24 protein-coding genes and 1 tRNA gene are annotated in these 22,435 nt (G+C 72.5%); 17 read left to right on the forward strand and 8 right to left on the reverse strand.

What is annotated here, in order from left to right:
- Window positions 1-112: 112 nt before the first annotated feature.
- Window positions 113-1,015, reverse strand: a complete 903-nt coding sequence (locus tag ER308_RS02830) for an SCO4651 family lipoprotein (protein ID WP_131153601.1) — start codon at window positions 1,013-1,015, stop codon at window positions 113-115.
- 154 nt (window positions 1,016-1,169) lie between these two features.
- Between ER308_RS02830 and ER308_RS02835 the strand changes: the two genes are divergently transcribed.
- Window positions 1,170-1,242, forward strand: a tRNA-Asn gene (locus tag ER308_RS02835).
- Between the two features lie 131 nt (window positions 1,243-1,373).
- Window positions 1,374-1,646 carry a YtxH domain-containing protein gene (locus tag ER308_RS02840; protein ID WP_131153602.1) on the forward strand — a complete coding sequence of 91 codons (273 nt, stop codon included), beginning with the start codon at window positions 1,374-1,376 and terminating at the stop codon, window positions 1,644-1,646.
- Window positions 1,647-1,650: 4 nt separating this feature from the next.
- Here ER308_RS02840 and ER308_RS02845 read toward each other — a convergent pair whose 3' ends face one another.
- From ER308_RS02845 to ER308_RS02855, 3 genes are all read right to left on the reverse strand, one after another.
- Window positions 1,651-2,580 carry a sigma-70 family RNA polymerase sigma factor gene (locus tag ER308_RS02845; RefSeq protein WP_165491769.1) on the reverse strand — a complete coding sequence of 310 codons (930 nt, stop codon included), beginning with the start codon at window positions 2,578-2,580 and terminating at the stop codon, window positions 1,651-1,653.
- Entirely contained in the window at window positions 2,577-4,421 is a 1,845-nt protein-coding gene (gene dnaG / locus ER308_RS02850) for a DNA primase (protein WP_165491770.1), read from the reverse strand. The genes ER308_RS02845 and dnaG overlap by 4 nt, the downstream gene beginning before the upstream one ends.
- 89 nt (window positions 4,422-4,510) lie before the next feature.
- A complete protein-coding gene (locus ER308_RS02855) occupies window positions 4,511-5,527 on the reverse strand; it encodes a deoxyguanosinetriphosphate triphosphohydrolase family protein (protein WP_131153605.1) in 1,017 nt (338 codons plus the stop codon).
- Window positions 5,528-5,639: 112 nt separating this feature from the next.
- Between ER308_RS02855 and ER308_RS02860 the strand changes: the two genes are divergently transcribed.
- Window positions 5,640-6,035 (forward strand): hypothetical protein, encoded by a 396-nt coding sequence (locus ER308_RS02860; RefSeq protein WP_131153606.1) that lies wholly within the window; start codon window positions 5,640-5,642, stop codon window positions 6,033-6,035.
- A 490-nt stretch (window positions 6,036-6,525) separates the two neighbouring features.
- On the opposite strand, the gene ER308_RS02865 is transcribed toward ER308_RS02860, so the two are convergent.
- The gene (locus ER308_RS02865) at window positions 6,526-7,905 is read right to left on the reverse strand and encodes a glycine--tRNA ligase (RefSeq protein ID WP_420826240.1); all 1,380 of its coding nucleotides are present in this window, start codon (window positions 7,903-7,905) and stop codon (window positions 6,526-6,528) included.
- Window positions 7,906-8,104: 199 nt separating this feature from the next.
- On the opposite strand from ER308_RS02865, the gene ER308_RS02870 reads away from it, so the two are divergent.
- The 13 genes from ER308_RS02870 (at window position 8,105) to ER308_RS02930 (ending at window position 18,675) form a co-directional block, all read left to right on the forward strand.
- A complete protein-coding gene (locus ER308_RS02870) occupies window positions 8,105-8,899 on the forward strand; it encodes a GntR family transcriptional regulator (protein ID WP_131153607.1) in 795 nt (264 codons plus the stop codon).
- A gap of 22 nt (window positions 8,900-8,921) precedes the next feature.
- Window positions 8,922-9,524 (forward strand): ribose 5-phosphate isomerase B, encoded by a 603-nt coding sequence (gene rpiB, locus ER308_RS02875; protein ID WP_205745866.1) that lies wholly within the window; start codon window positions 8,922-8,924, stop codon window positions 9,522-9,524.
- Entirely contained in the window at window positions 9,521-10,405 is an 885-nt protein-coding gene (gene deoC, locus ER308_RS02880; RefSeq protein WP_240731934.1) for a deoxyribose-phosphate aldolase, read from the forward strand. The genes rpiB and deoC overlap by 4 nt, the downstream gene beginning before the upstream one ends.
- 44 nt (window positions 10,406-10,449) lie before the next feature.
- Window positions 10,450-11,085, forward strand: coding sequence for a hypothetical protein (locus ER308_RS02885; RefSeq protein ID WP_131153608.1), 636 nt, complete (start codon window positions 10,450-10,452; stop codon window positions 11,083-11,085).
- Between the two features lie 74 nt (window positions 11,086-11,159).
- Window positions 11,160-11,471, forward strand: a complete 312-nt coding sequence (locus ER308_RS02890) for a BMC domain-containing protein (protein ID WP_131153609.1) — start codon at window positions 11,160-11,162, stop codon at window positions 11,469-11,471.
- 67 nt (window positions 11,472-11,538) lie between these two features.
- On the forward strand, window positions 11,539-11,847 hold the full coding sequence (locus ER308_RS02895; RefSeq protein ID WP_131153610.1) for a EutN/CcmL family microcompartment protein: 309 nt from the start codon (window positions 11,539-11,541) through the stop codon (window positions 11,845-11,847).
- Window positions 11,844-13,304, forward strand: coding sequence for an aldehyde dehydrogenase family protein (locus tag ER308_RS02900; protein WP_131153611.1), 1,461 nt, complete (start codon window positions 11,844-11,846; stop codon window positions 13,302-13,304). Before ER308_RS02895 ends, ER308_RS02900 begins: the two co-directional genes overlap by 4 nt.
- A gap of 4 nt (window positions 13,305-13,308) precedes the next feature.
- Window positions 13,309-13,893 (forward strand): BMC domain-containing protein, encoded by a 585-nt coding sequence (locus ER308_RS02905; RefSeq protein WP_131153612.1) that lies wholly within the window; start codon window positions 13,309-13,311, stop codon window positions 13,891-13,893.
- A 97-nt stretch (window positions 13,894-13,990) separates the two neighbouring features.
- Window positions 13,991-14,275 carry a EutN/CcmL family microcompartment protein gene (locus ER308_RS02910; RefSeq protein ID WP_131153613.1) on the forward strand — a complete coding sequence of 95 codons (285 nt, stop codon included), beginning with the start codon at window positions 13,991-13,993 and terminating at the stop codon, window positions 14,273-14,275.
- A 70-nt stretch (window positions 14,276-14,345) separates the two neighbouring features.
- Complete coding sequence (locus ER308_RS02915) at window positions 14,346-14,630, forward strand: EutN/CcmL family microcompartment protein (protein WP_131153614.1); 285 nt, start codon at window positions 14,346-14,348, stop codon at window positions 14,628-14,630.
- Between the two features lie 98 nt (window positions 14,631-14,728).
- Window positions 14,729-16,198 (forward strand): fused MFS/spermidine synthase, encoded by a 1,470-nt coding sequence (locus ER308_RS21315; RefSeq protein ID WP_165491771.1) that lies wholly within the window; start codon window positions 14,729-14,731, stop codon window positions 16,196-16,198.
- A 105-nt stretch (window positions 16,199-16,303) separates the two neighbouring features.
- Window positions 16,304-17,077 carry an ABC transporter ATP-binding protein gene (locus tag ER308_RS02925; protein WP_131153615.1) on the forward strand — a complete coding sequence of 258 codons (774 nt, stop codon included), beginning with the start codon at window positions 16,304-16,306 and terminating at the stop codon, window positions 17,075-17,077.
- A complete protein-coding gene (locus tag ER308_RS02930; protein WP_131153616.1) occupies window positions 17,068-18,675 on the forward strand; it encodes a hypothetical protein in 1,608 nt (535 codons plus the stop codon). Before ER308_RS02925 ends, ER308_RS02930 begins: the two co-directional genes overlap by 10 nt.
- 392 nt (window positions 18,676-19,067) lie before the next feature.
- Here the strand turns inward: ER308_RS02930 and uppS are convergent, their stop codons facing one another.
- Together uppS and recO are read right to left on the reverse strand one after the other, a co-directional pair.
- Window positions 19,068-19,820, reverse strand: coding sequence for a polyprenyl diphosphate synthase (gene uppS, locus ER308_RS02935; protein ID WP_131153617.1), 753 nt, complete (start codon window positions 19,818-19,820; stop codon window positions 19,068-19,070).
- On the reverse strand, window positions 19,817-20,539 hold the full coding sequence (gene recO / locus ER308_RS02940) for a DNA repair protein RecO (RefSeq protein WP_131153618.1): 723 nt from the start codon (window positions 20,537-20,539) through the stop codon (window positions 19,817-19,819). Before recO ends, uppS begins: the two co-directional genes overlap by 4 nt.
- Before the next feature lie 314 nt (window positions 20,540-20,853).
- Between recO and ER308_RS02945 the strand changes: the two genes are divergently transcribed.
- Window positions 20,854-21,384, forward strand: a complete 531-nt coding sequence (locus ER308_RS02945; RefSeq protein ID WP_131153619.1) for a hypothetical protein — start codon at window positions 20,854-20,856, stop codon at window positions 21,382-21,384.
- Here the strand turns inward: ER308_RS02945 and era are convergent.
- A complete protein-coding gene (era, locus tag ER308_RS02950; RefSeq protein ID WP_131153620.1) occupies window positions 21,381-22,283 on the reverse strand; it encodes a GTPase Era in 903 nt (300 codons plus the stop codon). The genes ER308_RS02945 and era overlap by 4 nt on opposite strands.
- Window positions 22,284-22,435 lie beyond the last annotated feature (152 nt).

Consider the following 22,435-nt stretch of genomic DNA (forward strand, 5'->3'; position numbering starts at 1 on the left):
ACGCCTCTCCGTCCTCCCGCAGCACCGGTGTTGGCGGGTTCGCTCGGTCGGCCGCAGGCTACGGAGCTGGCCTTCCCGCGACAACGCGAGGGATCCCGCCAACGATGCCGGGTCAGAAGTCGGCGCCCGGCATCTCCCCGAAGGCCTCCTCGAAGTCGACGGCGTCCTCGGGCTCCTCGATGTCGACGTCGGCGCCGAAGTCGTGGAACTCCATCCGCGTCGTCTGGGTCATGTCGGCCATCTCGTCGACCATCGCGTCCACGTCGGCCTGCTCGGGGCCCTCATCGGGGAGAGCGTCAGGCGCGAGCTCCTCGGGATCGACGTCCGAGAAGTCCACGGTCATCTCCATCCGCACGACCCGCTCCTGCTCGTCGACCCAGACGTCGATCGGCAGCTCGTCGAACCCCGTCACGTCCATCTGCTCCTCGAGCGCCGCCCGTGTGTCGGGGTCGTCGATGTCCTCCAGGCTGACCTCCGCCAGGTCGGCCACCATGGCGTACCGGGTGGCGGATTCCCCGCGGACCTCCTCCTCGCCGACCTCCTCGACCTCGGAGGCCGCCTCCTTCAGCACGGCGAGCTGCGCACCCGGGTCCCAGTCCGGCTGGGCGTCCATCAACGCGGCCGGATCCACGCCCATCGCCTCGGGGTCGAGGCGGATCCATTCCGCGTCGAGGCCCATCATTTCGCCCATGTCGCCCATGCGCATGTACATCGTCGTATCGATCATGCGCATCTCCATCTCGTCCATGCCGTCCTGGCCGGGCGCCCCCATCATCGCGCCGAGGTCGGTGCGCATCGTCATCCGGTGCTCGGCGAAGTCGATCTCCCCCTCGCCGTCCATGGTCATCGGCCCGGCCATGTCGGGACCACCCTCGGTCTCGACCTCGAAGCTCAGCCGCGCGGTCTCGTCGCCCGTGGCCTCCGCGGCTTCGGCGACCCGCTCCGCCGCTCCGCCCTCACCCGCGCACGCCACCGCGAGCAACGCGAGGCCCGCGAGCACCCCCACACCGATCATGACCCGCATGATGCTCCCCCCGTTTGATCTGAGCTTCTTCCGTGTCCGCGCAGGTATCCTATGCGATCGGCGGCATCGGGGCACGCCACCGGTGCGGCGCGCAGGCACCCCGCCGTTGCGGACGGGCGCGAGACGCTAGACTCGTGGACGCCATTCCGGGGTAGCTCAGTTGGCAGAGCGCTCGCCTGTTAAGCGAGATGTCGCCGGTTCGAGCCCGGCCCCCGGAGCCGGGAAGCGCCCCGCCCGAGCCCCTCGGGCGGGGCGTGGTGCGTTCCGGGGCGGGCGCGGACCGCCCCCGTCGTGTGAGACTACGCGCAACGGGATACGAACCCGGTACGGCAACCAGGGAGGAGCCGCGATGCGCCTGTTCCGCTTCGGACTCGTGCTCGGCCTCGCGATCGGCTACATCGCCGGCGCGGCCGCGGGCCGCCAGCGCTACGAGCAGATCCGCAGCATGTACCAGCGCCTCAGCTCGAGCGGACCCGCGCAGCAGCTGTCCGGGGAGGTCCGTGACCTCGCCGGCAAGGCCGGCGGCCGCCTCGAGGACCGCGCCACGCAGGGCGTGAGCCGGATCACCGACTCGGTCAAGCGCGGCGGGGACGGGTCCGACGACCCGACCACGGGCCGGTGATCCGCTAGCCCGTCGGGTCGCCGGCGCTGATCGTTCGAACCCGGGCGGGGTGGCGCAGCTTCGAGAGGATCTTGCCCTCGATCTGGCGGACCCGATCCGGCGGGAGGTCGAAGGCCGCCCCCACCTCCTCCAGGCTGCGGGGGTACCCGTCGTCGAGCCCGAAGCGCCACCGCACGACCCGTCGCTCGCGGTCGGACAGCTCGGCGAGGAGCCGCTCGATCTGCTCGCGCAGCAGGACCCGGTCGGTCGTCTCGGGCGGCTGCGGCACGTCGGGATCAGGGAGCACGTCGACCAGTTCGCGGTCCCCCTCGTCGGCCGGGGTCTGCAGGCTCACGCACTCGCGGCGCAGGCCGTCGAGCTCGCGGATCCGTTCCGGCGTCATCCCGGTCAGCGCGGCGACCTCCTCCACCTCGGGCTGCCGGCCCAGGCGTTGACTGGCCTGCTGTTCGGCGCGACGCGCCCGGTGCAACTCGTCGAGCACCTGCCCGGGGATCCGGATCGTGCGCCCCTGGTCCGCGAGCGCGCGGACGATCGCCTGGCGTATCCACCAGGTCGCGTAGGTCGAGAACCGGTAGCCCCGCGCGGGGTCGAACCGCTCGACGGCGCGCATCAGTCCAATGTTGCCCTCCTGCACGAGGTCGGCGAAGGCGAGGCCGCGCCCTCGATAGTGCTTCGCGACCGAGACGACCAGCCGCAGGTTGGCCTCCACCAACGTCGTGCGCGCCCGGTCGCCCTCGCGCCGCACCCGGTCCAGCCGCCGAGGGCACGCCGCGGCATCCGCCCCGCGCAGCAGGCGCGAGGCCTCCTGGCCGGCGGCGACCCGCTTGGCGAGATCGGCCTCCTCGGCGGGAGTGCGCAGGCGGGCCTGCTCGGGATCGGGGTCGAGGCCACCCGGCTTGGCTGGGGACACACGGGCAGCGGTCAGCGGGCTCACCCCCCTTCGTGGCCGTCGCGGATCGCGTCGCGGCGGCGACGCAGCTCCTCGATCCGGGCGGCCAGCGATCGACGTTCGTCGGTGGACAGCTGCTCGCGCTGGGTGTCCATGCGCGCGCGGACCTCCGCCATCTCGCGGTCGATCGCCGCGCGGCGCAGCGCGTCGATCACCTGCGCGGCGTGCGCCGAGTCGGACGTCGGCAGGTCCGCGAGGGCCAGGGCACGCACGCGTCGCCGGGTGTCCTCGTCCGGCAGGGCCTCCAGCACGTCGTCGAGCCCCCCGCTCGGTGCCGCCGCGAGCGCCACGAACAACTGCCGCGACGCCGGGGAGGTGAAATCGTGCTCGCCGACCTTCGACCAGCTGGGCGGCAGCAGGTCGGGCCGCTGCAGCGCGAGCTGCAGCACCTGCCGCTCGAGCCGCAGCTGCGGGTCGCGGGGCTCGGACGGACGAGGGGCCGCGGCGACCTCCACCGCGGTCGACGAGGACGGCTCCTGGTCGGCCGCGTCGAGCTCGGCCTCGATCCGGTCCGCCGACAGCTTCACGACCGGGGCGACGATGTCGCGGATGTACCGGTAGCGCAGGACCCGGTCGCCGATCCGCGCGAGCAGCGGGAACGTCCGCCGGTAGGCCTCCACCTGACCCTCGGGGGTGCTGGTGTTCGCGGTCCGCAGCAGGTGGGTGATCTGGAACTCGATCGCGGTGCGGACGTCGGCGAGGGCCTCCTCGACCCGCTCGGCCCCGCTGGCCGCCAGGTCGGCGGGGTCCTCACCCGGGGGCAGCGGCAGGACCGCGACCTCGCGCACCCCGGCCTCCTCGGCCAGCGCCCGCGCCCGGTCCGCGGCGGCGAATCCGGCGTCGTCGGCGTCGAGCGCGAGCACGACCCGCCGGGCGAACTTCTCGAGCTGGCGGAAGTGCTCGGCGGTCAGCGCCGTCCCGCAGGTCGCGACCGCGTTGCGCACGTCCGCCCGGTGCAGGGCGATCACGTCCATGTAGCCCTCGACGACGAGCACCGTGTCGCGGCGCTGCGCCTCGGCCCGGGCCCAGTTCAGGCCGTACAGCACCTTGCTCTTGACGTAGATCTCGGACTCGGGCGAGTTGATGTACTTCGGGGGCTCCCCGTCGCGGGGCGCGGTCGTGGGCGGGCGGTCGGGCAGGACCCGGCCGCCGAACCCGAGCACGTCGCGCCCGCTCGCATCGAAGATGGGGAAGATCAGCCGGCCGCGGAACCGGTCGAGCAGCCCGCGCTGGCCGCGGGTCGCCACGCCGGCGTCGACCAGCTCGGCCTGGCCGAAGCCGGCGTTCGTGAGATGGCGGACCAGCCCGTCCCACCGGTCGGGAGCCCAGCCGAGCTGGAAGTGCTCGGCCGCCTCGCGGTCGAGCCCGCGCTGCTTGAGGTACGTGCGCGCCGCCGAGCCGTCGTCGGTGAACAGGTGCTGGTGGAAGAAGCGCGCCGCCTCCCCCACCAGGTCGGTCAGCCGCGTCCGCCGGCCGAGGGCCTTGCGCTGGCCAGGCGACATGTCCTCGTAGGTCAGCTCGTAGCCGGTGAGGCGCGCCAGCCGCTCCACGGCCTCGGGGAACGTGAGCGCCTCCACCTTCTCGAGGAACTTGTAGGCGTCCCCGCCCTCCCCGCAGCCGAAGCAGTGCCACAGCCCGCGCGCCGGATCGACCGTGAAGGACGGGGTGCGCTCCTCGTGCAGGGGGCAGAGGCCCTTGTACCGCGTCCCGGCGCGCTTCAGGCCCGTGTAGTCCCCGATGACCGACGCGAGGTCAGCGCGCTCGCGCAGCGCCTCGATGTCCCCGGAGCTGATGCGACCGGCCACCCGCTCCCCTCTGAAGGCCACGACTTGGATGCTCCGGCGCGAGTGTACGCAGCCGCTCCCGGCCGTCGCCGAACCCGAGCCGCCGGCTTGTGGGGATGTCGCCCGTGCGGCTACCCGCGCGGCAGGAAGCGTTCCGTGAAGGCGCTGCGCGCCTCGCGGTCGGTGAGCCGGCAGAGGTGGTCGAGCACCCGCTGCTCGGTCACGTCGCCGTCGCGGCCCGGCAGGCTCTCAGGGTTGGTCGCCCCCTCGATGGCGAGGCTCTGCAGGCAGTGCGCGGCCCGCCCGGCCTCGGCCCGCGCCTCCGGGCGTCCGTGGACGCGTTCGTCGAGGAACGCCTCCAGCGTCCCGAGCGCGGCCTCCACCGGCGGGGTCAGCGCGATCTCGGGCCGTTCGGCGCTGGCCTGCACCGCCGACGTCACCACGGCCGCGACCCTGGTGCCGTGTCCGGCGCCGAGACCGGTGCGGACCTCGGCCGGCACGTCGTCGAGGTGGACGAGTTCGCCTCGCAGGGCCCCGGTCAGATCGTGGAGGCTGCCCGCGACCCACGTCGACAGGGCCGCCACCTGGCCCTCGTGCGTGGCCGCATGGGAGCGGGGCCAGGTCTGGTGCAGCAGGCCGTCGCGCACCTCCCACGTGAGGTTGAGGCCCCGCCCGTCGCGAACCAAGCGTTCGACGACGCGTAGGCTCTGCTCGCCGACGTCGAACCCGGCGGTGGCGACCTCGGCGAGTGCGTGCTCGCCGGCCACCCCGAACGGCGGGGCGCCCACGGATTGGCCGAGCGCGACGGCCTCGGCGAGGTCCTCGTTGAGGCGCAGCGCCCGCGCGATCGTGCGCGCGAGCTGGCTCGTAGCGAGACTGTGCGCGAGCCGCGACCGCCACGGTGGCACGACGTCGAGGACCTGCGCGGTGGGCTCGGCCGGGACGAACGACTGGGTCGTCCCCGCGAGCCGCAGGAACACGTCCGCGTGCAGGAGCCGGTCCCGATCCTGCTGGAAGGCCGTCCGGATCGGATCCGGGTCCTCGTAGCGATCCCGACCCTTCGATTCGCCGGAGAGCGCCGCCCACGTCGACAGGCTCGTTCGCTCGACCGCTTCCGCGCGCTCCCGAATGTCGAACGATTCGATCACACTGGGCATGGTACCAGCAGGCAACGAGGGATCGGGAGCCCCGAAGCGGCCCAGAACGGCCCGGAATCGGGCGTTCGGGACCACGATGACGACGCGAAGGGCAGGCAACCCCATGGAGCAGGTCAAACCACGCGAGCTGATCGTGGCCGCCCGCGTCGCGGACGCGCTCGTCTACGCCGCCGGTGTGGCCGGTGTCGTTGCCGGCGGGGTCCTGTTCATGGAGGGCCAGCGCTGGTTCGCCGTCGTGGCCTGGGTGCTGACCTTCGTGGCCGGCGCAGCTCTGCGGCTGGCCGCCTGGGCCGCCAAGGCCCTCGCCGAGCTGCTGGAACGCACCGCCCGGATGGAGCGGGACCTCACCCACCTGCTCGTCCGCCCGCGCGAGCAGGATCCCGGGGCCGGCCCCCACGAACGCGACCTCCCCCCGGGCTTCGGCGACTCCGGGGGGCGCCGACCCGGCGGGCGCGACGAACCCCCGGACCCGTGGAAGCGCCTCGGCGGCTGGCACTAGCGCCGACGTCCAGGCCGCCACGCACCCGTGGAAGCGCCTCGGCGGCTGGCACTAGCACCGACGCCCAGGCCGCTACGGGCCGTGGAAGCGCCTCGGCGGCTGCACCAGCGCCGACGCCCAGGCCGCGACGACCGCGGAAGCGCCTCGGCGGCCTGCACCAGCGCCGCGACACGGGCTTGCCGGCGGTGTGGACACGACCGCACACCGCAAGTGCCAATGGTGTCCACACCGCTACCACGTCGGGCCCGTGCGCGCGAGGTGTGGACGGACCCGGCGGCGCCACCTCCCCGATGTGTCCACACCGCCGGGAAGGCGACGGCTCTCCGCGCACGGTGTGGACGGTTCCGCGCGTGGAACCTGCGGAGTCGTCCACACCGTCCGGACCTCGTCGGGAAGCTCACCCCCGCCAGCACAGGCCGCCAGGGGTGCGCCGTCAGGGAGGACTACGGGGGCGAACCTCGCAATCACGGGGTGCGGTCGAAGCGCTCGTCTACGGCGTGAGGTCGAGGCGCTCGTCGAGATACGTGGACAGCTGGTCGATCGCCACGCGCTCCTGGGTCATCGTGTCCCGGTCGCGCACGGTCACCGCCCGGTCATCCTCCACGGTCTCGAAGTCGACCGTGACGCAGAACGGCGTGCCGATCTCGTCCTGGCGGCGGTAGCGCTTGCCGATCGAGGCGGCGTCGTCGTACTCGATCGGGAACCGCGGGCGCAGCAGGTCCGCGACCTCGCGGGCCGTGGGCACGAGCTTCTCGTTGCGCGACAGCGGCAGGACCGCGACCTTCACCGGCGCGAGCGCGTGATGCAGCTGCAACCACACGCGCCGCTCGGTCCCGCCCTTCGCGGCCGGCGCCTGCTCGTCGCGGTACGCGTCGATCAGGAACGCCAGCGCGGCGCGGTCGACGCCCGCGGCCGGCTCGATCACGTACGGCAGATAGCGCTCGTCGCGCTCGCCGTCGTAGTACGTGAGGTCCTTGCCGCTGGTCTCGGCGTGTGCGCCGAGGTCGAAGTCCGTGCGGTTCGCGATCCCCTCGAGCTCCGACCAGGCGAACGGGAAGCGGTACTCCACGTCGACGGTGCGCTTCGCGTAGTGGCTGAGCTCGTCGGAGGCGTGCGGGCGGATCCGCAGGTTCTCCGCGCGGAGGCCGTAGCGGGTGTACCAGTCCCAGCGGTGCTTGATCCAGTACTCGTGCCACGCCTCGTCGGTGCCGGGCCGCACGAAGTACTCCATCTCCATCTGCTCGAACTCGCGCACCCGGAAGATGAAGTTGCGCGGGGTGATCTCGTTGCGGAACGACTTGCCGACCTGCGCGATCCCGAACGGGACCTTCTGGCGGCTCGTCAGCTGCACGTGGGCGAAGTCGACGAACATCGCCTGCGCGGTCTCGGGCCGCAGCCACACCTCGCTGCCGGACTCCTGCGTGGGACCGACGTGGGTCTGGAACAACAGGTTGAACTGGCGCGGCTCGCCGAACTCGCAGAGCGAGTAGTCGCTGCGCGGGCACTCGTAGGTGGAGGCGTCGCCCTGGGTGACCTGGTCGGCGCGGAACCGCGCGTTGCAGGTGCGGCACTCGGTCAGCGGGTCGGTGAAGTTCTCGATGTGCCCGCTGGCCTCCCACACCCGGGGGTGCATGAGGACCGACGCGTCAAGCTGCACGACGTCGCCGCGCAGTTGGATCATGTGTCGCTTCCATGCGGCCTTGACGTTGTCCTTGAGCGCGGCGCCGAGCGGACCGAAGTCCCAGGCGCCCCGCAGTCCCCCGTAGATCTCCGAGGACTGGAAGATGATCCCGCGGCGCTTGCACAGCTCGGTGATCTCGCGCATCGAGGTGTGGTGCGACTCCACGGTGTCGTCGGCGTCCTCGGCCACCTCGGTGTAGGTGGCATCGACGACCGGGTCACCGTCGGCCGGCGGGAGTTCGTGCGGATGGGCGCCGCTCAGGGAGGAGGTCTCGGTGCTCACGTCGGTCTCCTGGGATCGGGTGCCCGCGCTGGCGGCGCGAGTCGACACCCGAGCGTAGCCGCACTTGACGAGCCCGGCGGCCGACGACTAGGTTCATCACGTCATCATGATGACTCAGGATCCCCCCGCCGTCGGCGCCGCCATCCACCAGGGATCGGGGCTGCCACTGCACGTCCAGCTCCGGCGGGCCGTGCTCACCGAGATCCACGAGCGGGGCCTGCGACCGGGCGACCGGCTCCCCACCGAAGGCGAGCTCGAGCAACGGTACGGCGTGTCCCGCAGCACCATCCGCCAGGCGATGGCCGACCTCGCCACCGAGGGCCACGTCACGCGCGTCCAGGGCAAGGGCACGTTCGTCGGGACCCCGAAGATCCAGCACCTGCCGGTCCTCGAGTCGTTCTCCGAGCTCCTGCGCAAGCAGGGCTACGACGCCAGCCACCGCCTCCTCGAGTCCGAGGTACGTGAGGCCCCCGGGGAGGTCGCCGAGGGCCTCGGCACCGCCGTCGGGACTCCCTGCCGGCGCTTGCAGCGGCTCTTCCTCGCCGACGGCAGCCCGGTGGGCACCGCCGAGACCTGGTTGCCGATCGCGCGCCTCGAACCCCACGACCAGCTGCTGGCGGACCCCGCCGACGGCGACTGGTCGCTCTACGCGGTGCTGCAGGACGAGCCGTTCGGCCTCCGCCTCGCCCGCGCGATCGAGACCGTGAACCCCGCGATCGCCGACGACGAGAGCGCCAGGCTGCTGCGGTGCGCGCCGGGCACCCTCCTGCTGTTGATCCACCGGGTCACCCACACCGCCGACGACGAGCCGCTCGAGTGGTCCCGACTGCGCTTCCTGGGCGGGCACTACGAGTACCGCGTCGAGCTCCACCCGAGCCGGCCGGCGGAGGGGCCCGCGTGAGCCGGCCGGCGGAGGGCCCCGCGTGAGCGGCGAGCCGTCACGGGAGGAGATCCGCGGCCTGGTCACGGCGGTCGTCGACGAGGTCCTCGGCGACGCGTCGAACCCGGCCTCCCAGGAGGCCGCCGCCCGCAGCGAGGCCGACGCGCGCAGCGGCGCGGCCGGCGCGGACCGGATCGCGGTCGGCGCCGACCACGGCGGGTTCGCCCTGAAGGAGCGGCTCGCGGCCGAGCTGCGCGACCGCGGCCACGCCGTCACCGATTGCGGGACCCACAGCACGGAGTCCGCCGACTACCCCGATTTCGCCCACGCGGTCGCCCGCCACGTCGCCGACGGCAGCTGCGACGTCGGCATCGTCGTCGACGGCGCGGGCATCGGGTCCGCGATGACCGCGAACAAGGTCCCCGGGATCCGGGCCGCGACGTGCTGGGACGTCTCCAGCGCGCAGAACAGCCGCGAGCACAACCACGCCAACGTGCTCTCCCTCGGGGCGGGGCTGCTCGGCGAGAACCTCGCCCTGCAGGTCGTGTACGCGTGGCTGGCCACCCCGTGGGGAGGCGAGCGGCACGCGCGGCGCGTGAACAAGATCACCGAGTACGAGGGGCGCTACCTGAGGGGGCAGCGGTGAGAAGCGACCGCGACAGGCTCGTCGAGACGGTGACCGAGGAGGTCGTGCGGGCGCTCGAGGCCCGCCACGGGTCGAGCACCGATCAGGCCGGTGGAACCGGATGCCCGAACTGCACCGGGACGCGGGCCACCGACCCGGCCGAGAAGGTCCGCGAGATCGTCGACACCGGAGCCGACCGCATCGCCCACAACGGGCACGGACACGACGTGCCCGACGACCTCGCCTCCTACATCGACCACACGCTGCTGCGCGCCGACGTGACCGCCGACGACGTCGATCAGCTCTGCGACGAAGCGCTGCGCTTCTCGTTCAAGGCCGTCTGCGTGAACCCCACCTGGGTGCGCCGCTGCGCGCAGCTGCTGCGCGGCACCGACGTCGAGGTCGCCTCCGTCGTCGGCTTCCCGCTCGGGGCGACGACGCGACAGACCAAGGCCCTCGAGGCGCGCCGAGCACTGCGCGACGGCGCGACCGAGATCGACATGGTCGTCAACGTCGGGGCGCTCAAGAGCGGCCATCACGACGACGTCCGCGCCGACATCGAGGGCGTCGCCGACGCGTGCCACGAGACCCGCGGACGGCTGAAGGTGATCATCGAGACCGCCTACCTCACCGACGAGGAGAAGGTGGTCGCCAGCCACCTCGCCAAGCAGGCGCGCGCCGACTTCGTCAAGACCTCCACCGGCTTCGGACCCGGAGGGGCGACGGCCTACGACGTGCTGCTCATCCGCGAGACCGTCGGCGAGCACATGGAACTCAAGGCGTCGGGGGGCATCCGCACCGAGGAGGACATCCGCACGATGCTCGCCGCCGGCGCGACGCGCATCGGAGCGTCCGCGGGCGTGCAGATCATGACCGGCGGCGACGGCGACGGCGGGTACTGAACCCGGCCAATGGGAGGCGCGATGAGCAGGCCGAAGGAGAACCGATGAGCAGTGGTGATGTCGAGCTCAGGGCGTACTGCTTCCTGGACAACCTCCAGCCGCAGTACGCCGCGTTCCTGGGGACGGTGGCGCCCGGCTTCCTGCCCGTCGCCGGCGACGCCTCCCTCTTCATCGAGGTGGCCCCGGGCATCGAGATCAACCGGCTGACCGACGTCGCGGTGAAGTCCACCACGGTCAAGCCCGGGATGCAGATCGTCGAGCGGGTCTTCGGGCTGCTCGAGGTCCACGCGCCGGAGCAGTCCGAGACGCGCGAGGCCGGCGCGGCCGTCCTCGACTCCATCGGTCTGGCCGAGCAGGACCGGATCAAGCCGCAGATCCTGTCGAGCCAGATCATCCGGCACGTCGACGACCACCACACCCAGCTGATCAACCGGATGCGGCACGGGCAGATGCTGATCCGCCATCAGACCTTGTACGTGCTGGAGTGCCAGCCGGCGGCCTACGCGGCGCTGGCGGCCAACGAGGCCGAGAAGGCCGCGGAGGTCAACATCCTCGAGGTGCGGGCGTTCGGCTCGCAGGGTCGCGTCTACCTCGGTGGCGAGGAGCGCGACATCGACGTCGGTTGGCAGGCGGCCGTGGCGGCGCTCGAGGGGTTGGACGGCCGCGAGCCCTCGCGGTAGCGCGATCCCTCGAGCAAGTACCGCGACAACCCCGAGCAGCAACGCGAACCCCGAGCAGCAGAAGGAGCAGAGCGATGGCTGAGGCCCTGGGCATGATCGAGTGCCGGAGCTTTCCGGCGATGGTGGAGGCCGCCGACGCGATGGTGAAGGCCGCGAAGGTCTCGCTGGTGTCGATGGAGAAGACCGGCGGCGGGTACGTGACCGCCGTCGTGCGTGGCGACGTCGCCGCGGTGAAGGCCGCGGTACAGGCCGGCGTGCAGAGTTCCGAGCGCGTCGGTGAGCTGGTGACGAGCCACGTGATCGCCCGCCCGCACGCCAACGTCGACGAGGTGCTGCCCCTCGGGCGCGGCGCCGCGGCGGAGGTCGGCGCCGGCAGCGACGCGTAGGCCGACCGATGACGGTCAGCCGCCGCATCGCGGCACCGGGCGCCCTCGGTGACGGAAGGAGGCGCGCGTGCTCCTAGCGAAGGTGGCCGGCACGCTCGTCGCGAGCCGCAAGGAGCCGACGATCGAGGGCATCAAGTTCCTCTTGGTGCGCACGCTCGACGACGACGGCAACGAGACCGGGCAGTCGCTCGTGGCCATGGACGCCGTCGGCGCAGGGGTCGATGAGGTCGTGATGGTCGCGCAGGGCAGCTCCGCCCGCCAGACCGAGACCACCCGCGACCGGCCCTGCGACGCGGTGGTCATGGCCATCGTCGACACGTGGGACGTGGGTGGCCAGGAACGATTCCACAAGTACCGGACGGTGGATGAGGCATGAGCGGGCTCCAGCCTGACGAGATCCAGGCGATCATCGAGCGGGTTCGCCGTCGGGTGGGTGACGACGGCGAGCCGGACGGCGCCCGCCTGCGGGGCGAGCAGGCGCTCGAGGCGTCGCCCGGCGTCTCCGCCGGCGGCGGCGTCCACGCGGGCGTGCAGGACGCCCTGTCGGCGGCGGGGCGCGCGTTCGCGGCGTTCGACGGCGCCGGCCTGGAGGCCCGCAAGCGCATCATCTCGTCGGTCCGGCAGGCGATGCTCGAGCACGGCGACCGGCTCGCGGAGATGGCCCAGGCCGAGACCGGACTCGGCCGGGCCGACGACAAGACGCGCAAGAACCGGCTCGTGACCACCCGCACGCCCGGGCCCGAGGACCTCGAGCTCGACGCCGAGACCGGCGACCGCGGGATGAACGTCACCGAGTTCGCCCCGTTCGGCATCGTCGCCGCGATCACCCCGACGACGAACCCCACGTCGACGGTCATCAACAACACGATCGCGATCGTCTCGGCCGGCAACGCGGTGGTGTTCAACGTCCACCCCAACGCCAAGCAGGTCTCGGCCGAGAACGTGCGGCTCATCAACGAGGCGATCATGCGCGCCGGCGGCCCGCCGGACCTCGTGACCACGATCGCCGAGCCGACGATCGAGAGCGCCCAGGAGGTCATGAACCACCCGGACGTGCGCCTCCTGCTCGTGACCGGGGGTCCGGGGGTGGTCCGTGAGGCCCTCAAGACCGACAAGCGCGCGGTGACCGCCGGGCCGGGCAACCCGCCCGCGGTGGTCGACGAGACCGCCGACATCGAGCAGGCGGCGGCCGACATCGTCGCCGGCGGCTCGTTCGACAACAACATCATCTGCACCGACGAGAAGACCACGATCGCGGTCGACTCGATCGCCGACCCGCTGGTGCGGGCGATGGAGCGCAGCGGCGCCTACGTCCTCGCCGAGCACGAGCTGCGCCGGCTCGAGCGCGTGATCTTCCGCGAGCTCGGTGAGCCCAACAAGCCGGGCCGCATCAACCCGCAGTGGGTCGGCCAGGACGTCCAGGCGATCCTGGCCGAGATCGGCGTGCGCGTCGGCCCGGAGGTGCGCATGGCGGTGGCCCGCGTGCCGAACGAGCACAGCCTCGTCTGGACCGAGCAGATGATGCCGGTCATGCCGGTGACCAGCGTGCGCGACGTCGACCAGGCGATCGACCTGGCGGTGCGCTCCGAGCACCGCTTCGGCCACACCGCCTCGATGCACTCCTCGGACGTGGGCCGGATCACCCGCATGGGCCGAGCGATGAACTGCTCGATCTTCGTCGCCAACGGCCCCTGCTACGCGGGTCTCGGCGAGGGCGGGGAGGGCTTCTGCTCCTTCTCGATCGCCACCCCGACCGGCGACGGGCTGACCCGGCCCCAGACCTTCTCGCGGGAGCGGCGGATGACCATCGTCGGCTCGCTGAGGATGGTCTAGCGCGATGGAACCCTCGGTCGCGGTCTGCGAGCTCGACTCGGTCGCACGGGGCATCGCCGCCGCCGACGCGATGGTCAAGCGCTCGCCGCTGGACGTGATGCGCGCGGGAACGGTGCACCCGGGCAAGTACCTCGTGCTGCTCGCCGGCGAGACCGCCGACGTCGAGGAGGCCCTGGAGGCCGGCCAGGAGGCCGCGGGCGCCGCCATGGTCGGCCTGGTGTTCCTGCCCGACGTGCACGAGGACGTGGTCGCGGCCATCCAGGGCGTCCGCCGGCCCGCGCACGAGGCGCTCGGGGTCATCGAGACCGGCACCGTCGCGTCGGCGATCGAGTCGGCGGACGCGGCCGTCAAGGGCGCCGAGGTCGTGCTGCGCGAGCTGCGGCTCGCCGACGACCTCGGGGGGAAGGCCTACGTACTGCTGGGAGGCACGGTCTCGGAGGTCCAGGCCGGCGTCGACATCGGCACCGCTCGGGTTCCCGCCGGCGACCTGATCGAGCACGTCGTGATCGCGCAGCTGCACGAGGAGACCGACCAGAACCTCACCGCCGACGCGCGCTTCGCCCCGCGGATCCCCGGGAGGGTCGACTGATGGGCGCGGTCGGCGAGGGTCGACTGATGGGCGCGGTCGGCGAGGGTCGACTGATGGGCGCGGTCGGCGAGGGTCGACTGATGGGGAGGGTCGACTGATGCAGCTCGCGCGCGTGCGGGGCACGGTCGTCGCCTCGGTGAAGGCCGCCGGGCTGGAGGGTGTGCGGTTTCTGCTCGTCCAACCGCTCGACCGCCGCCAGCAGCCCAAGGGGACCCCGCTGGTGGCCGCCGACGCGCTCGAGATGGCCGGTCCCGACGAGCTCGTCTACGTCGTGGGCGCGCGCGAGGCGGCGCAGGCACTGCGCGAGACCTTCGTGCCCGTCGACCACGCCGTGGTCGGCATCGTCGACGCCGTGGAGGACGTGCGCGGGGGCGCGACATGAAGCACGGGGGCGACACGAAGCACGGGGGCGACACGAAGCACGGGGGCGACACGAAGCGCGGGAGGCCGACATGAAGATCGGCAAGGTCTCGGCGACGGTCGTCGCGACCGTGGAGGCGCCGCTGTTCGAGGACCACCGCCTCCTCCTGTGCGACCTCCTCGACGACGACGGGAACCCCACCGGTGGCTACGTCATCGCGAGCGACTTCGTCGGTGCCGGCGCCGGCGAGACCGTGCTCATCCTCGACGAGGGCAACTCCGCGCGGATGATCGCCGGGCTCGACCGGGGCCCGCTGCGGGCGGTGATCGTCGGCATCGTCGACGAGGTCGACCGCGACGGCGACAGCTGGGCCTGACCCGGCTGCCTGGGGCTGACCCGGCTGCCTGGGGCTGACCCGGCTGCCTGGACCTGACCCGGCTGCCGACACCGGACATCGCACCGATACTGTCGCCCATGCCCGCGTTCCTCGCCGGTCTCCTCGTGTTCGTCACCTCCGGTGCCGTGCTCGTGCTGGAGATCCTCGCCGCCCGCGTCCTGGCCCCGTACGTGGGCGACACCCTGCAGACCTACACCGGGATCATCGGCACGGTGCTGGCCGGCATCGCGATCGGCACCTGGCTGGGCGGACGGCTGGCCGACCGGATCGACCCCCGGCACCTGCTCGGCCCGACCATCGCGCTCGGCGGGATCCTCGCGCTCCTCGTCCTGCCGATCGTGGGCCTGTTCGGGCCCGCGCTCGCCGGCCGCGAGGTCGTCTCGATCCTCCTCCTCGCCGCGCTCGGCTTCTTCGCGCCCGCCGCGGTGCTGTCCGCGGTCACCCCGACGGTCGTGAAGCTCCAGCTGTCGACCCTGGACGAGACCGGCACGGTGGTGGGACGCCTCTCCGCGCTCGGCACGGCCGGGGCGATCCTGGGCACGTTCCTCACCGGCTTCGTGCTCCTCGCCGCGTTCGCGACTCGCCCCATCGTCCTCGGCCTCGGCGGCCTGCTCGTGGTCGCCGGAATCGCGCTCTGGTGGTGGCTGGCGCCGCGACGCCGGCTCGCGTCCGCAGGCGTCGCCGCGCTCGCGGCCGCGGCCCTGACCGGCCTCACCCCGGTGGCCTGCGAGCTCGAGTCGGCCTACCACTGCGTGCAGATCGAGGAGGACCCGGATCGGGAGTCGGGGCGCACGCTCGTCATGGACGCGCTGCGGCACTCCTACGTCGACGTCGACGACGTCGCCCACCTCGAGTTCGACTACAGCCGCGCGATCGTCGCGGCCATCGAATCCGAGGCATCCAACCCACCGCACGGCTACCACATCGGCGGCGCGGGCCTCACCATTCCCCGCTACCTCGCCGCCGAGCACGGCACCGACCAGGTCGTCGCCGAGATCGACCCGGCCCTCGAGGCGCTCGCGATCGACCGCTTCGGCTTCGAGCCCCGTGAGGAACCCGTGGACGTCGTCGTCGCCGACGCGCGCCTCGACCTCGCCGGCCGGGGCGACGCGGACTTCGATGTCATCGTCGGCGACGCGTTCGGGGGCCTCGCCGTGCCGTGGCACCTGACGACGAAGGAGTTCCTCGCCGACGTCCGGGCCGCGCTGGCCGACGACGGCCTCTACACGATGAACCTCATCGACCACCCACCGCAGGCCTTCGCGCGGGCGCAGGCGCGAACGCTCGCCGAGGCCTTCGAGCACGCCGCCGTGCTCGGCCCGGCCGAACGGCTCGACGGCACCGAGGGCGGCAACCTCGTGCTCGCGGCGAGCGACGCGCCCCTCGACGGTCTCGGGTCCGCGATCGATCGCGCCGACCTCGACTGGGAGGTGCGGGGCAACGCCGCGGATTGGGCGGGGGACGCCGACCCCCTCGTCGACGAACACGCTCCCGTCGATCAACTGCTGACGCCGGTACCCCAGGGGGCACGGGAGCTCGGACTGTGACGATTGTCGCAGCCGGCTCACTCATCCCGTGAGATTCTCCACCATTCGCGTTAACGTGCTTGTGCCCGAAGGCCGGGCCCCGGACCGCAGACGGAGACCGCCCCGATGACCGACGCACAGACACGTCCCCCGCCGGAGCACGCGATCGCCGCGTGGGGGGTGCGCAAAACCTTCGGCACCACGGTGGCCGCCGACAGCGTCGACCTCGCCGTGCCTCGCGGCGCGCTGTTCGGCCTCGTCGGGCCCAACGGCGCGGGCAAGACCACGTTCCTGCGCGCCGCCACCGGCCTCCTGCGACCCGATTCGGGGCAGGTCTTCGTCGAGGGCGTCGAGGTCTGGGAGGACCCGGTCGCGGCCCGCTCGATCGTCGGGGTGCTGCCCGAGGACCCGCGGCTGTTCGACCGGCTGTCCGGCATGCAACTCCTCACCTACACCGGTCAGCTCTTCGGGCTCACCCGGGAATCGGCCCGCGCCCGCGCCACCGAGCTGCTGAACGTGCTCGAACTGTCCCCGGACGCGGGAACGCTCGTCGTCGACTACAGCCAGGGCATGCGCAAGAAGATCGGGCTGGCCGCGGCCATGATCCACGGGCCCAGGGTCCTCTTCCTCGACGAGCCCTTCGAGTCCGTGGACCCCGTGAGCGCGCGCACGATCCGCGGGCTGCTCCAGCAGCACGTCGACAACGGCGGCACGATCGTGCTCTCCAGCCACGTGATGGAGCTCGTCGAGCGGTTGTGCGACCACCTCGGGGTGATCCACCAGGGCCGCGTCGTGGCCCAGGGTCCGACCGAGGAGGTTCGCGGGGGTCGCCGGCTCGACGAGGTGTTCGCCGATCTGGTCGACGCAGAGCAGGGCGAGATCGGGCTCTCATGGCTCTGACGTTCGTTCGGCTGAAGCTCGCCCTGCTCGCCGCTTCGTTCAAGCGATCCGCCCAGCAGGCGATCGGGTTCGCGCTCGGCATCGTCTTCCTGATCCCGGTCTCCATCGGGGCCGCCGTCTGGCTCTCGGGAACGGAGGCCGCGCACGCCCCGGGCCTGCTCGCGGCGCTCGGCACCGCCTTGATAATCGGGTGGGGTCTGATGGCCCCCTTCGCGTTCGGCACCGACGAGACGCTGGACCCCGCTCGGCTGCGCACCGCGCCGCTCCGCCCACGCACGCTCGTCATCGGTCTGCTGGCGGCCAGCGCGATCGGCCTCGCTCCCGTCGTGACGTTCCTGCTGCTAGCGGGCGCCGGTATCGCGGTCGCCCGTGCCGGCGGCCCGTTCGGCTGGGCGATCGGGCTGGTGGCCCTCGTGGCCCAACTCACGCTGTGCTTGCTGCTGTCCCGCGCGATGGTGACGTGGCTGGCCGACAAGCTGCGCTCCCGGCGCGGACGCGATCTCGTCATGGTCGGGGTGACCGCCATCGGCCCGCTGGCGGCCGTGCTGGCCCAGATCTGGGTCCGCACCGAGGCCGACGTCGATCTGCGGGAGACGGTCGCTGGCGTGGGTGAGGCGGTCAGCCTGCTGCCGACGGCCTGGGCAGCGAGGGCGGCGGAGGCGGCTGCGGCCGGCCAGGCCCTCGCGGCGCTCGGTTGGCTCGCCGGCGTCGCGGCCCTGCTGCTGCTGTGTCTCGCATGGTGGGCTCGCACACTCGAGCACGCCGTGGCCAGCGGCGGGACCGCGAGCGTCTCCCAGGGCGGGCTGCACCTCGAGCCGCGCGCGCTGGCCCAGCTCCTGCCCGAGGGCCCGATCGGTGCGGCCTGCGCCCGCGAGCTGCGCAGCTGGAGCCGCGAACCCCAGCGCCGCATCGGCATGCTGCTCGTCTCCCTGGCCGCGGTCGTCGCGATCGGTGCCGGAATCCTCACCGCGGCGGGGTTCTCACCGGCGGCCCCCCTTGCGGAGCTCCCCCCCGAGGTCGCCCTCGTGACCGTCGGCATCACCCTCGTCGTCGGACTGCAGGCCCTGAACCTGCTCGGGGCCGACCGGGGAGGGATCTGGTTGCCGCTCATGGCGGGGAGGCTGCGCACCGAGCTCATCGGCAAGCACCTCGCGATCACGTTGCTCGCCGTCGTCCCGGCCACCGTCGCGGCCGTGGGGTTCGCCCTCGCCACCGGCGGCTGGGTCTACGTGCCGCTGAGCGCCGCAGCAGGCCTCGTCGGGCTCGCCCCGGTCCTCGCCGTGGGAGCGGTGAGCTCGATCCTGGCGCCCTATCCCCTGCCGGACTCGCCGACGGGCCTCTCCGGCGGCAGTCAGGGCCAAGGCTGCGCGACGATGATCGGCCAGATGATCGCCATGCTGGCCAGCGGGATCGTGCTCGCTCCGGCAGCCGCCCTCGTCGCTGCCGCGGTGTTCCTGGAGGGCCCCTGGGTCCTTCCCGCGCTGATCTTCGTGCCCATCTACGCGGTCGCGATCTGGTGGGGCGGCGTGGTGGCCGGATCCGCGATGGGCTCGTCGCAGCGCGAACGGGTGATCACGACCCTCTCCACCCGCCCGTAGGAGGCCCGGCATCGAGGTGTGGACACGATCACCAGCCGCACCCACCGCTGACGTCCACACCCGCCACGGCTGAGACGGCCGCGCCGCCGGTGTGGACACGATCACCGGCCGCACCCACCGCTGACGTCCACACCCGCCACGGCTGAGACGACCACGCCGCCGGGTGTGGACACGATCACCGGCCGCACCCACCGCTGACGTCCACACCCGCCACGGCTGAGACGGCCGCACCCCCGGTGTGGACACGACGATCGGTGACAGCTCCGCATGAGGTCCACACCGTCGGCGATCGCGCCTCATCCCGCTCGATCCACCAGCCGGCGATCGGGCCTCATCCTTCGATTCGTCACGAGGTCGCCCGCCCTACGACGCCGCGTCTGCCCCTCGAGCACTCAGCGTGACCGCACGCGACCGAATCGTCGATCACGCCCCTGGAACGCCGCGATCGCCTCGAAGAGGTCCTGCCGACGGAAGTCCGGCCACAGGACGTCCGTGAACAGCAACTCGGCGTACGCGGCCTCCCACAGCTGGAAGTTCGACAGGCGCTGCTCGCCGCTGGTGCGCAGGAGCAGGTCGACGTCGGGCGCGTCGGGCTCGTAGAGGCGCGCGGCGATCGCCTCCTCGTCGATGTCGTCGGGACGCAGGCGACCCGCGGCCACTTCCGCGGCCAGCTGCCGGGTCGCGTCGACGAGCTCGGTCCGGCCCCCGTAGTTGAACGCCACCTGCAGGGTGAGGCGCCGGTGGTGAGCGGTCCGCTGCTCGGTGTCCTCCATCATCTGCACGAGCCGCCGCGGCACCGGCCGGCCGCGTCGGCCGACGAACCGCACGCGCACGCGCCGCTCGTCGAGCTCGCCGGCACGACGCTGCAGGAGATCGCGGTTGAAGTTCATGAGGAAGCGGACCTCCTCGCGAGGCCGCTTCCAGTTGTCGGTCGAGAACGCCCACACGGTGAGGTAGCCGAGCCCGGCCTCGAGAGCGCCCTCGACGGTGTCGAACAGCGCCTCCTCGCCCGCGGTGTGCCCCACGTGCCGTGGTTCGCCGCGCTCGTGAGCCCAGCGGCCGTTGCCGTCCATGATGATCCCGACGTGCGCGGGCAGGCGCTCGGGGTCGAGGTCGGCGGAGTCGATGGGGACCTGCTCGGTCATCGCGGGACGAGCTCCCAGGAGGTCAGCGGGCGGCCGAGGTGGTGGGTGAGGTAGCTGGACACGAGCGTGCCGGCCAGGCGGCGGTCGCTCGGCTCGGCGTCCGTTGCGTCCTCCCCCCAATCGCTCGCGGCCAGCGCGTGCAGCACCTTGAGCACCCCGTCACTGAGGGGCCGGGTGTCCGATGGCGCGCATGCCGGACAGAGGGCGCCCCCGGCTTCGAGGTGGAACACCGCGTGGTGCCCCGGTGTGCCGCAGCCGGCGCAGGCGTCGAGATGGGCGTGATACCCGGCGAGGGAGGCCAGGCGCAACAGGTACGCATCGAGCACGAGCGAGGGATGGGTCGGCGCGGCGGCGAGCATGCGCAGCCCGTCGAGGAGCAGGAGGAACAGGCTGGTGGCCCGCTCCTCCTGGGCCACGCGGTCGACGGCCTCCGCCATCGTCCAGGCGCAGGCCGAGCTCGCCCAGTCCTCTCGCAGTCGTGCGAAGTGCGTGATGAGCTCGGCCTGGTTGACGATGTCGAGGTTGCGGCCCTCGTAGAGCTGCAGGTCGACGTGGCCCAGCGGCTCCAGGCGGCCGCCGAACCTCGAGCCCGGCTTGCGCACGCCCTTCGCGACGGCACGCACCTTGCCCCGTCCCTGCGTGAGCACGGTGACGATGCGGTCGGTCTCGCCGAGCTTGTGGGTGCGCAGGACGATCCCCTGCTCGCGGTACAGGCCCATGGACGACAGGCTAGTGCGCGTGCGCGCCCGCACCCCACACGTGCCGCGCGTGCGCGCCCGCACCCCACACGTGCCGCGCGTACGCGCCCGCACCCCACACGTGCCGCGGGCGAGCGGATCCCGCCGGGACCGCTGCGGTAACCTCCCGGCCGCTCGGGAACGGGCGAACGCATCGACGCCTGACGCGAGGAGGTCGTCTGCGACCCGAGACCCGCACCGCGCTGGCAGCGATCGCGGCGCGCTTCGAGCAGGCCGGTATCGACTACGCCCTCGGAGGGAGCGGGCTGCTGTGGGCGTACGGTCTCACCGAGCGCGTGGGGGACCTGGACCTGCTCACCGACGCCGACCAGGAGGCCGCGCTGCGCGAGTCAGCCGGCGACTGGATCGTGGAGCTCTCCCACGAGGGGACGGAGCTGTGGGCCAGCGCCTGGATCGCGCGGCTCTCGCTCGAGAGCGTGGACGTCGACGTGATCGGCGGGATGGCGCTGCACCACCCCGACGGCGTCATCGCGATCCCGGCGCGGACCACGTCGTGGGTGAACGTGGAGGGGGCGTCGGTACCGGTGGGCGATCCGGCGCTCTGGTGGGTGGTCTACCGCTCCTACAAGCCGGAGAAGGCGCGGCTGCTCGAGCGCGTGGTGCCCTCGTCGAGGCGCGCAGCCGTCCTCGCCGAGGTCGGCCTGCCGTCGGGCGATCCGCTCACGCCACCGGGCGATCCGCACCCAGTACCGGGCCATCCGCACCCGCCGTCGGGCGATCCGCTCACGCCACCGAGCGATCAGCACCCGGCACCGGTCGATCAGCACCCGCGGTCGCGACCCGATCCACCCGACGAGGTCCCCTAGTACCCGAGGCGCTGGAGGGCCTTCGGGTCGCGTTGCCACTCCTTCATCAGCTTCACCCGCAGATCGAGCCAGACCTGCGCGCCGAGGACCAGCTCGAGCTCGCGGCGCGCGGCGGCGCCGATCTCGCGCAGGACCACGCCCTCGTGACCGATGACGATCCCCTTCTGGCTCTCGCGCTCGACGTAGACGACCGCGTGAACGACCTGCCATCCCTCGGTCTCGCCGGGCACGATCTCCTCGATCGAGACCGCGACCGAATGCGGGACCTCCTCGCGCATGCGCACAATGGCCTTCTCACGGATGATCTCGGCGACGATCTGCTCGGTGGACTGGTCGCTGATCGCTTCCTCGGGGAACCAGGCGGGTCCCTCGGGCAGGCGGTCCACGAGCATGTCGATCAGGTCGTCGACCCCCTCGCCGGTGGCCGCGGAGAGCGGGATCAACTCCTCGAAGTCGCCCATGGCGTCGAGCTCGGCGAGCACTGGGAGCTGCGCCTCCCGGTCGAGCTGATCGAGCTTGTTCGCGACGGCGATCGCCGGGGTCGGCACATCGGCGAGCAGGCCGGCGATGAAACGGTCGCCGGGGCCGATCCCCGCGGCCGCGTCGGCCATGAACACCACCAGGTCGACCTCGGAGAGGTTTCGACGGGCCACCTCGTTCAGGCGCGAGCCCAGCAAGGTCTTGGGCTTGTGCATGCCCGGGGTGTCGACGAACACGATCTGCACACCGTCGTCGGCTTCCTGGGAGGAGGCCGGACGGTGCAGCACGCCGCGGATCGCGTGGCGGGTGGTCTGCGGCACCGGGGTCGTGATCGCGACCTTCTGCCCGACCATCGCGTTGAGCAGCGTCGACTTGCCGACGTTCGGTCGGCCGGCGATCGCCACGAATCCGGAGCGCATGCGGTTCTCCTCGCTGTCCCGAGAGCGCGCACGGGCCTCGCCGCCCGGACCCACTCGTTGCCCCGACCCCCAGGGGGACTGAGCCGAGCGCTAACGTCGGTCGGCCGAAAGGGACTTCGGCCACCTTAGCCGCAGGGCGAAGGAGCCGACAG

Source organism: Egibacter rhizosphaerae (genome assembly GCF_004322855.1).
In the GTDB taxonomy this organism is placed as follows: domain Bacteria; phylum Actinomycetota; class Nitriliruptoria; order Euzebyales; family Egibacteraceae; genus Egibacter; species Egibacter rhizosphaerae.

Coding starts and splice junctions, on each gene's coding strand:
- ER308_RS02830 (WP_131153601.1), bottom strand. CDS start 1,015: ATGATCGGTGTGGGGGTGCTCGCGGGCCTCGCGTTGCTCGCGGTGGCG.
- ER308_RS02840 (WP_131153602.1), top strand. CDS start 1,374: ATGCGCCTGTTCCGCTTCGGACTCGTGCTCGGCCTCGCGATCGGCTAC.
- ER308_RS02860 (WP_131153606.1), top strand. CDS start 5,640: ATGGAGCAGGTCAAACCACGCGAGCTGATCGTGGCCGCCCGCGTCGCG.
- ER308_RS02870 (WP_131153607.1), top strand. CDS start 8,105: ATGATGACTCAGGATCCCCCCGCCGTCGGCGCCGCCATCCACCAGGGA.
- ER308_RS02885 (WP_131153608.1), top strand. CDS start 10,450: ATGAGCAGTGGTGATGTCGAGCTCAGGGCGTACTGCTTCCTGGACAAC.
- ER308_RS02890 (WP_131153609.1), top strand. CDS start 11,160: ATGGCTGAGGCCCTGGGCATGATCGAGTGCCGGAGCTTTCCGGCGATG.
- ER308_RS02900 (WP_131153611.1), top strand. CDS start 11,844: ATGAGCGGGCTCCAGCCTGACGAGATCCAGGCGATCATCGAGCGGGTT.
- ER308_RS02905 (WP_131153612.1), top strand. CDS start 13,309: ATGGAACCCTCGGTCGCGGTCTGCGAGCTCGACTCGGTCGCACGGGGC.
- ER308_RS02910 (WP_131153613.1), top strand. CDS start 13,991: ATGCAGCTCGCGCGCGTGCGGGGCACGGTCGTCGCCTCGGTGAAGGCC.
- ER308_RS02915 (WP_131153614.1), top strand. CDS start 14,346: ATGAAGATCGGCAAGGTCTCGGCGACGGTCGTCGCGACCGTGGAGGCG.
- ER308_RS21315 (WP_165491771.1), top strand. CDS start 14,729: ATGCCCGCGTTCCTCGCCGGTCTCCTCGTGTTCGTCACCTCCGGTGCC.
- ER308_RS02925 (WP_131153615.1), top strand. CDS start 16,304: ATGACCGACGCACAGACACGTCCCCCGCCGGAGCACGCGATCGCCGCG.
- ER308_RS02930 (WP_131153616.1), top strand. CDS start 17,068: ATGGCTCTGACGTTCGTTCGGCTGAAGCTCGCCCTGCTCGCCGCTTCG.
- uppS (WP_131153617.1), bottom strand. CDS start 19,820: ATGACCGAGCAGGTCCCCATCGACTCCGCCGACCTCGACCCCGAGCGC.
- recO (WP_131153618.1), bottom strand. CDS start 20,539: ATGGGCCTGTACCGCGAGCAGGGGATCGTCCTGCGCACCCACAAGCTC.
- era (WP_131153620.1), bottom strand. CDS start 22,283: ATGCGCTCCGGATTCGTGGCGATCGCCGGCCGACCGAACGTCGGCAAG.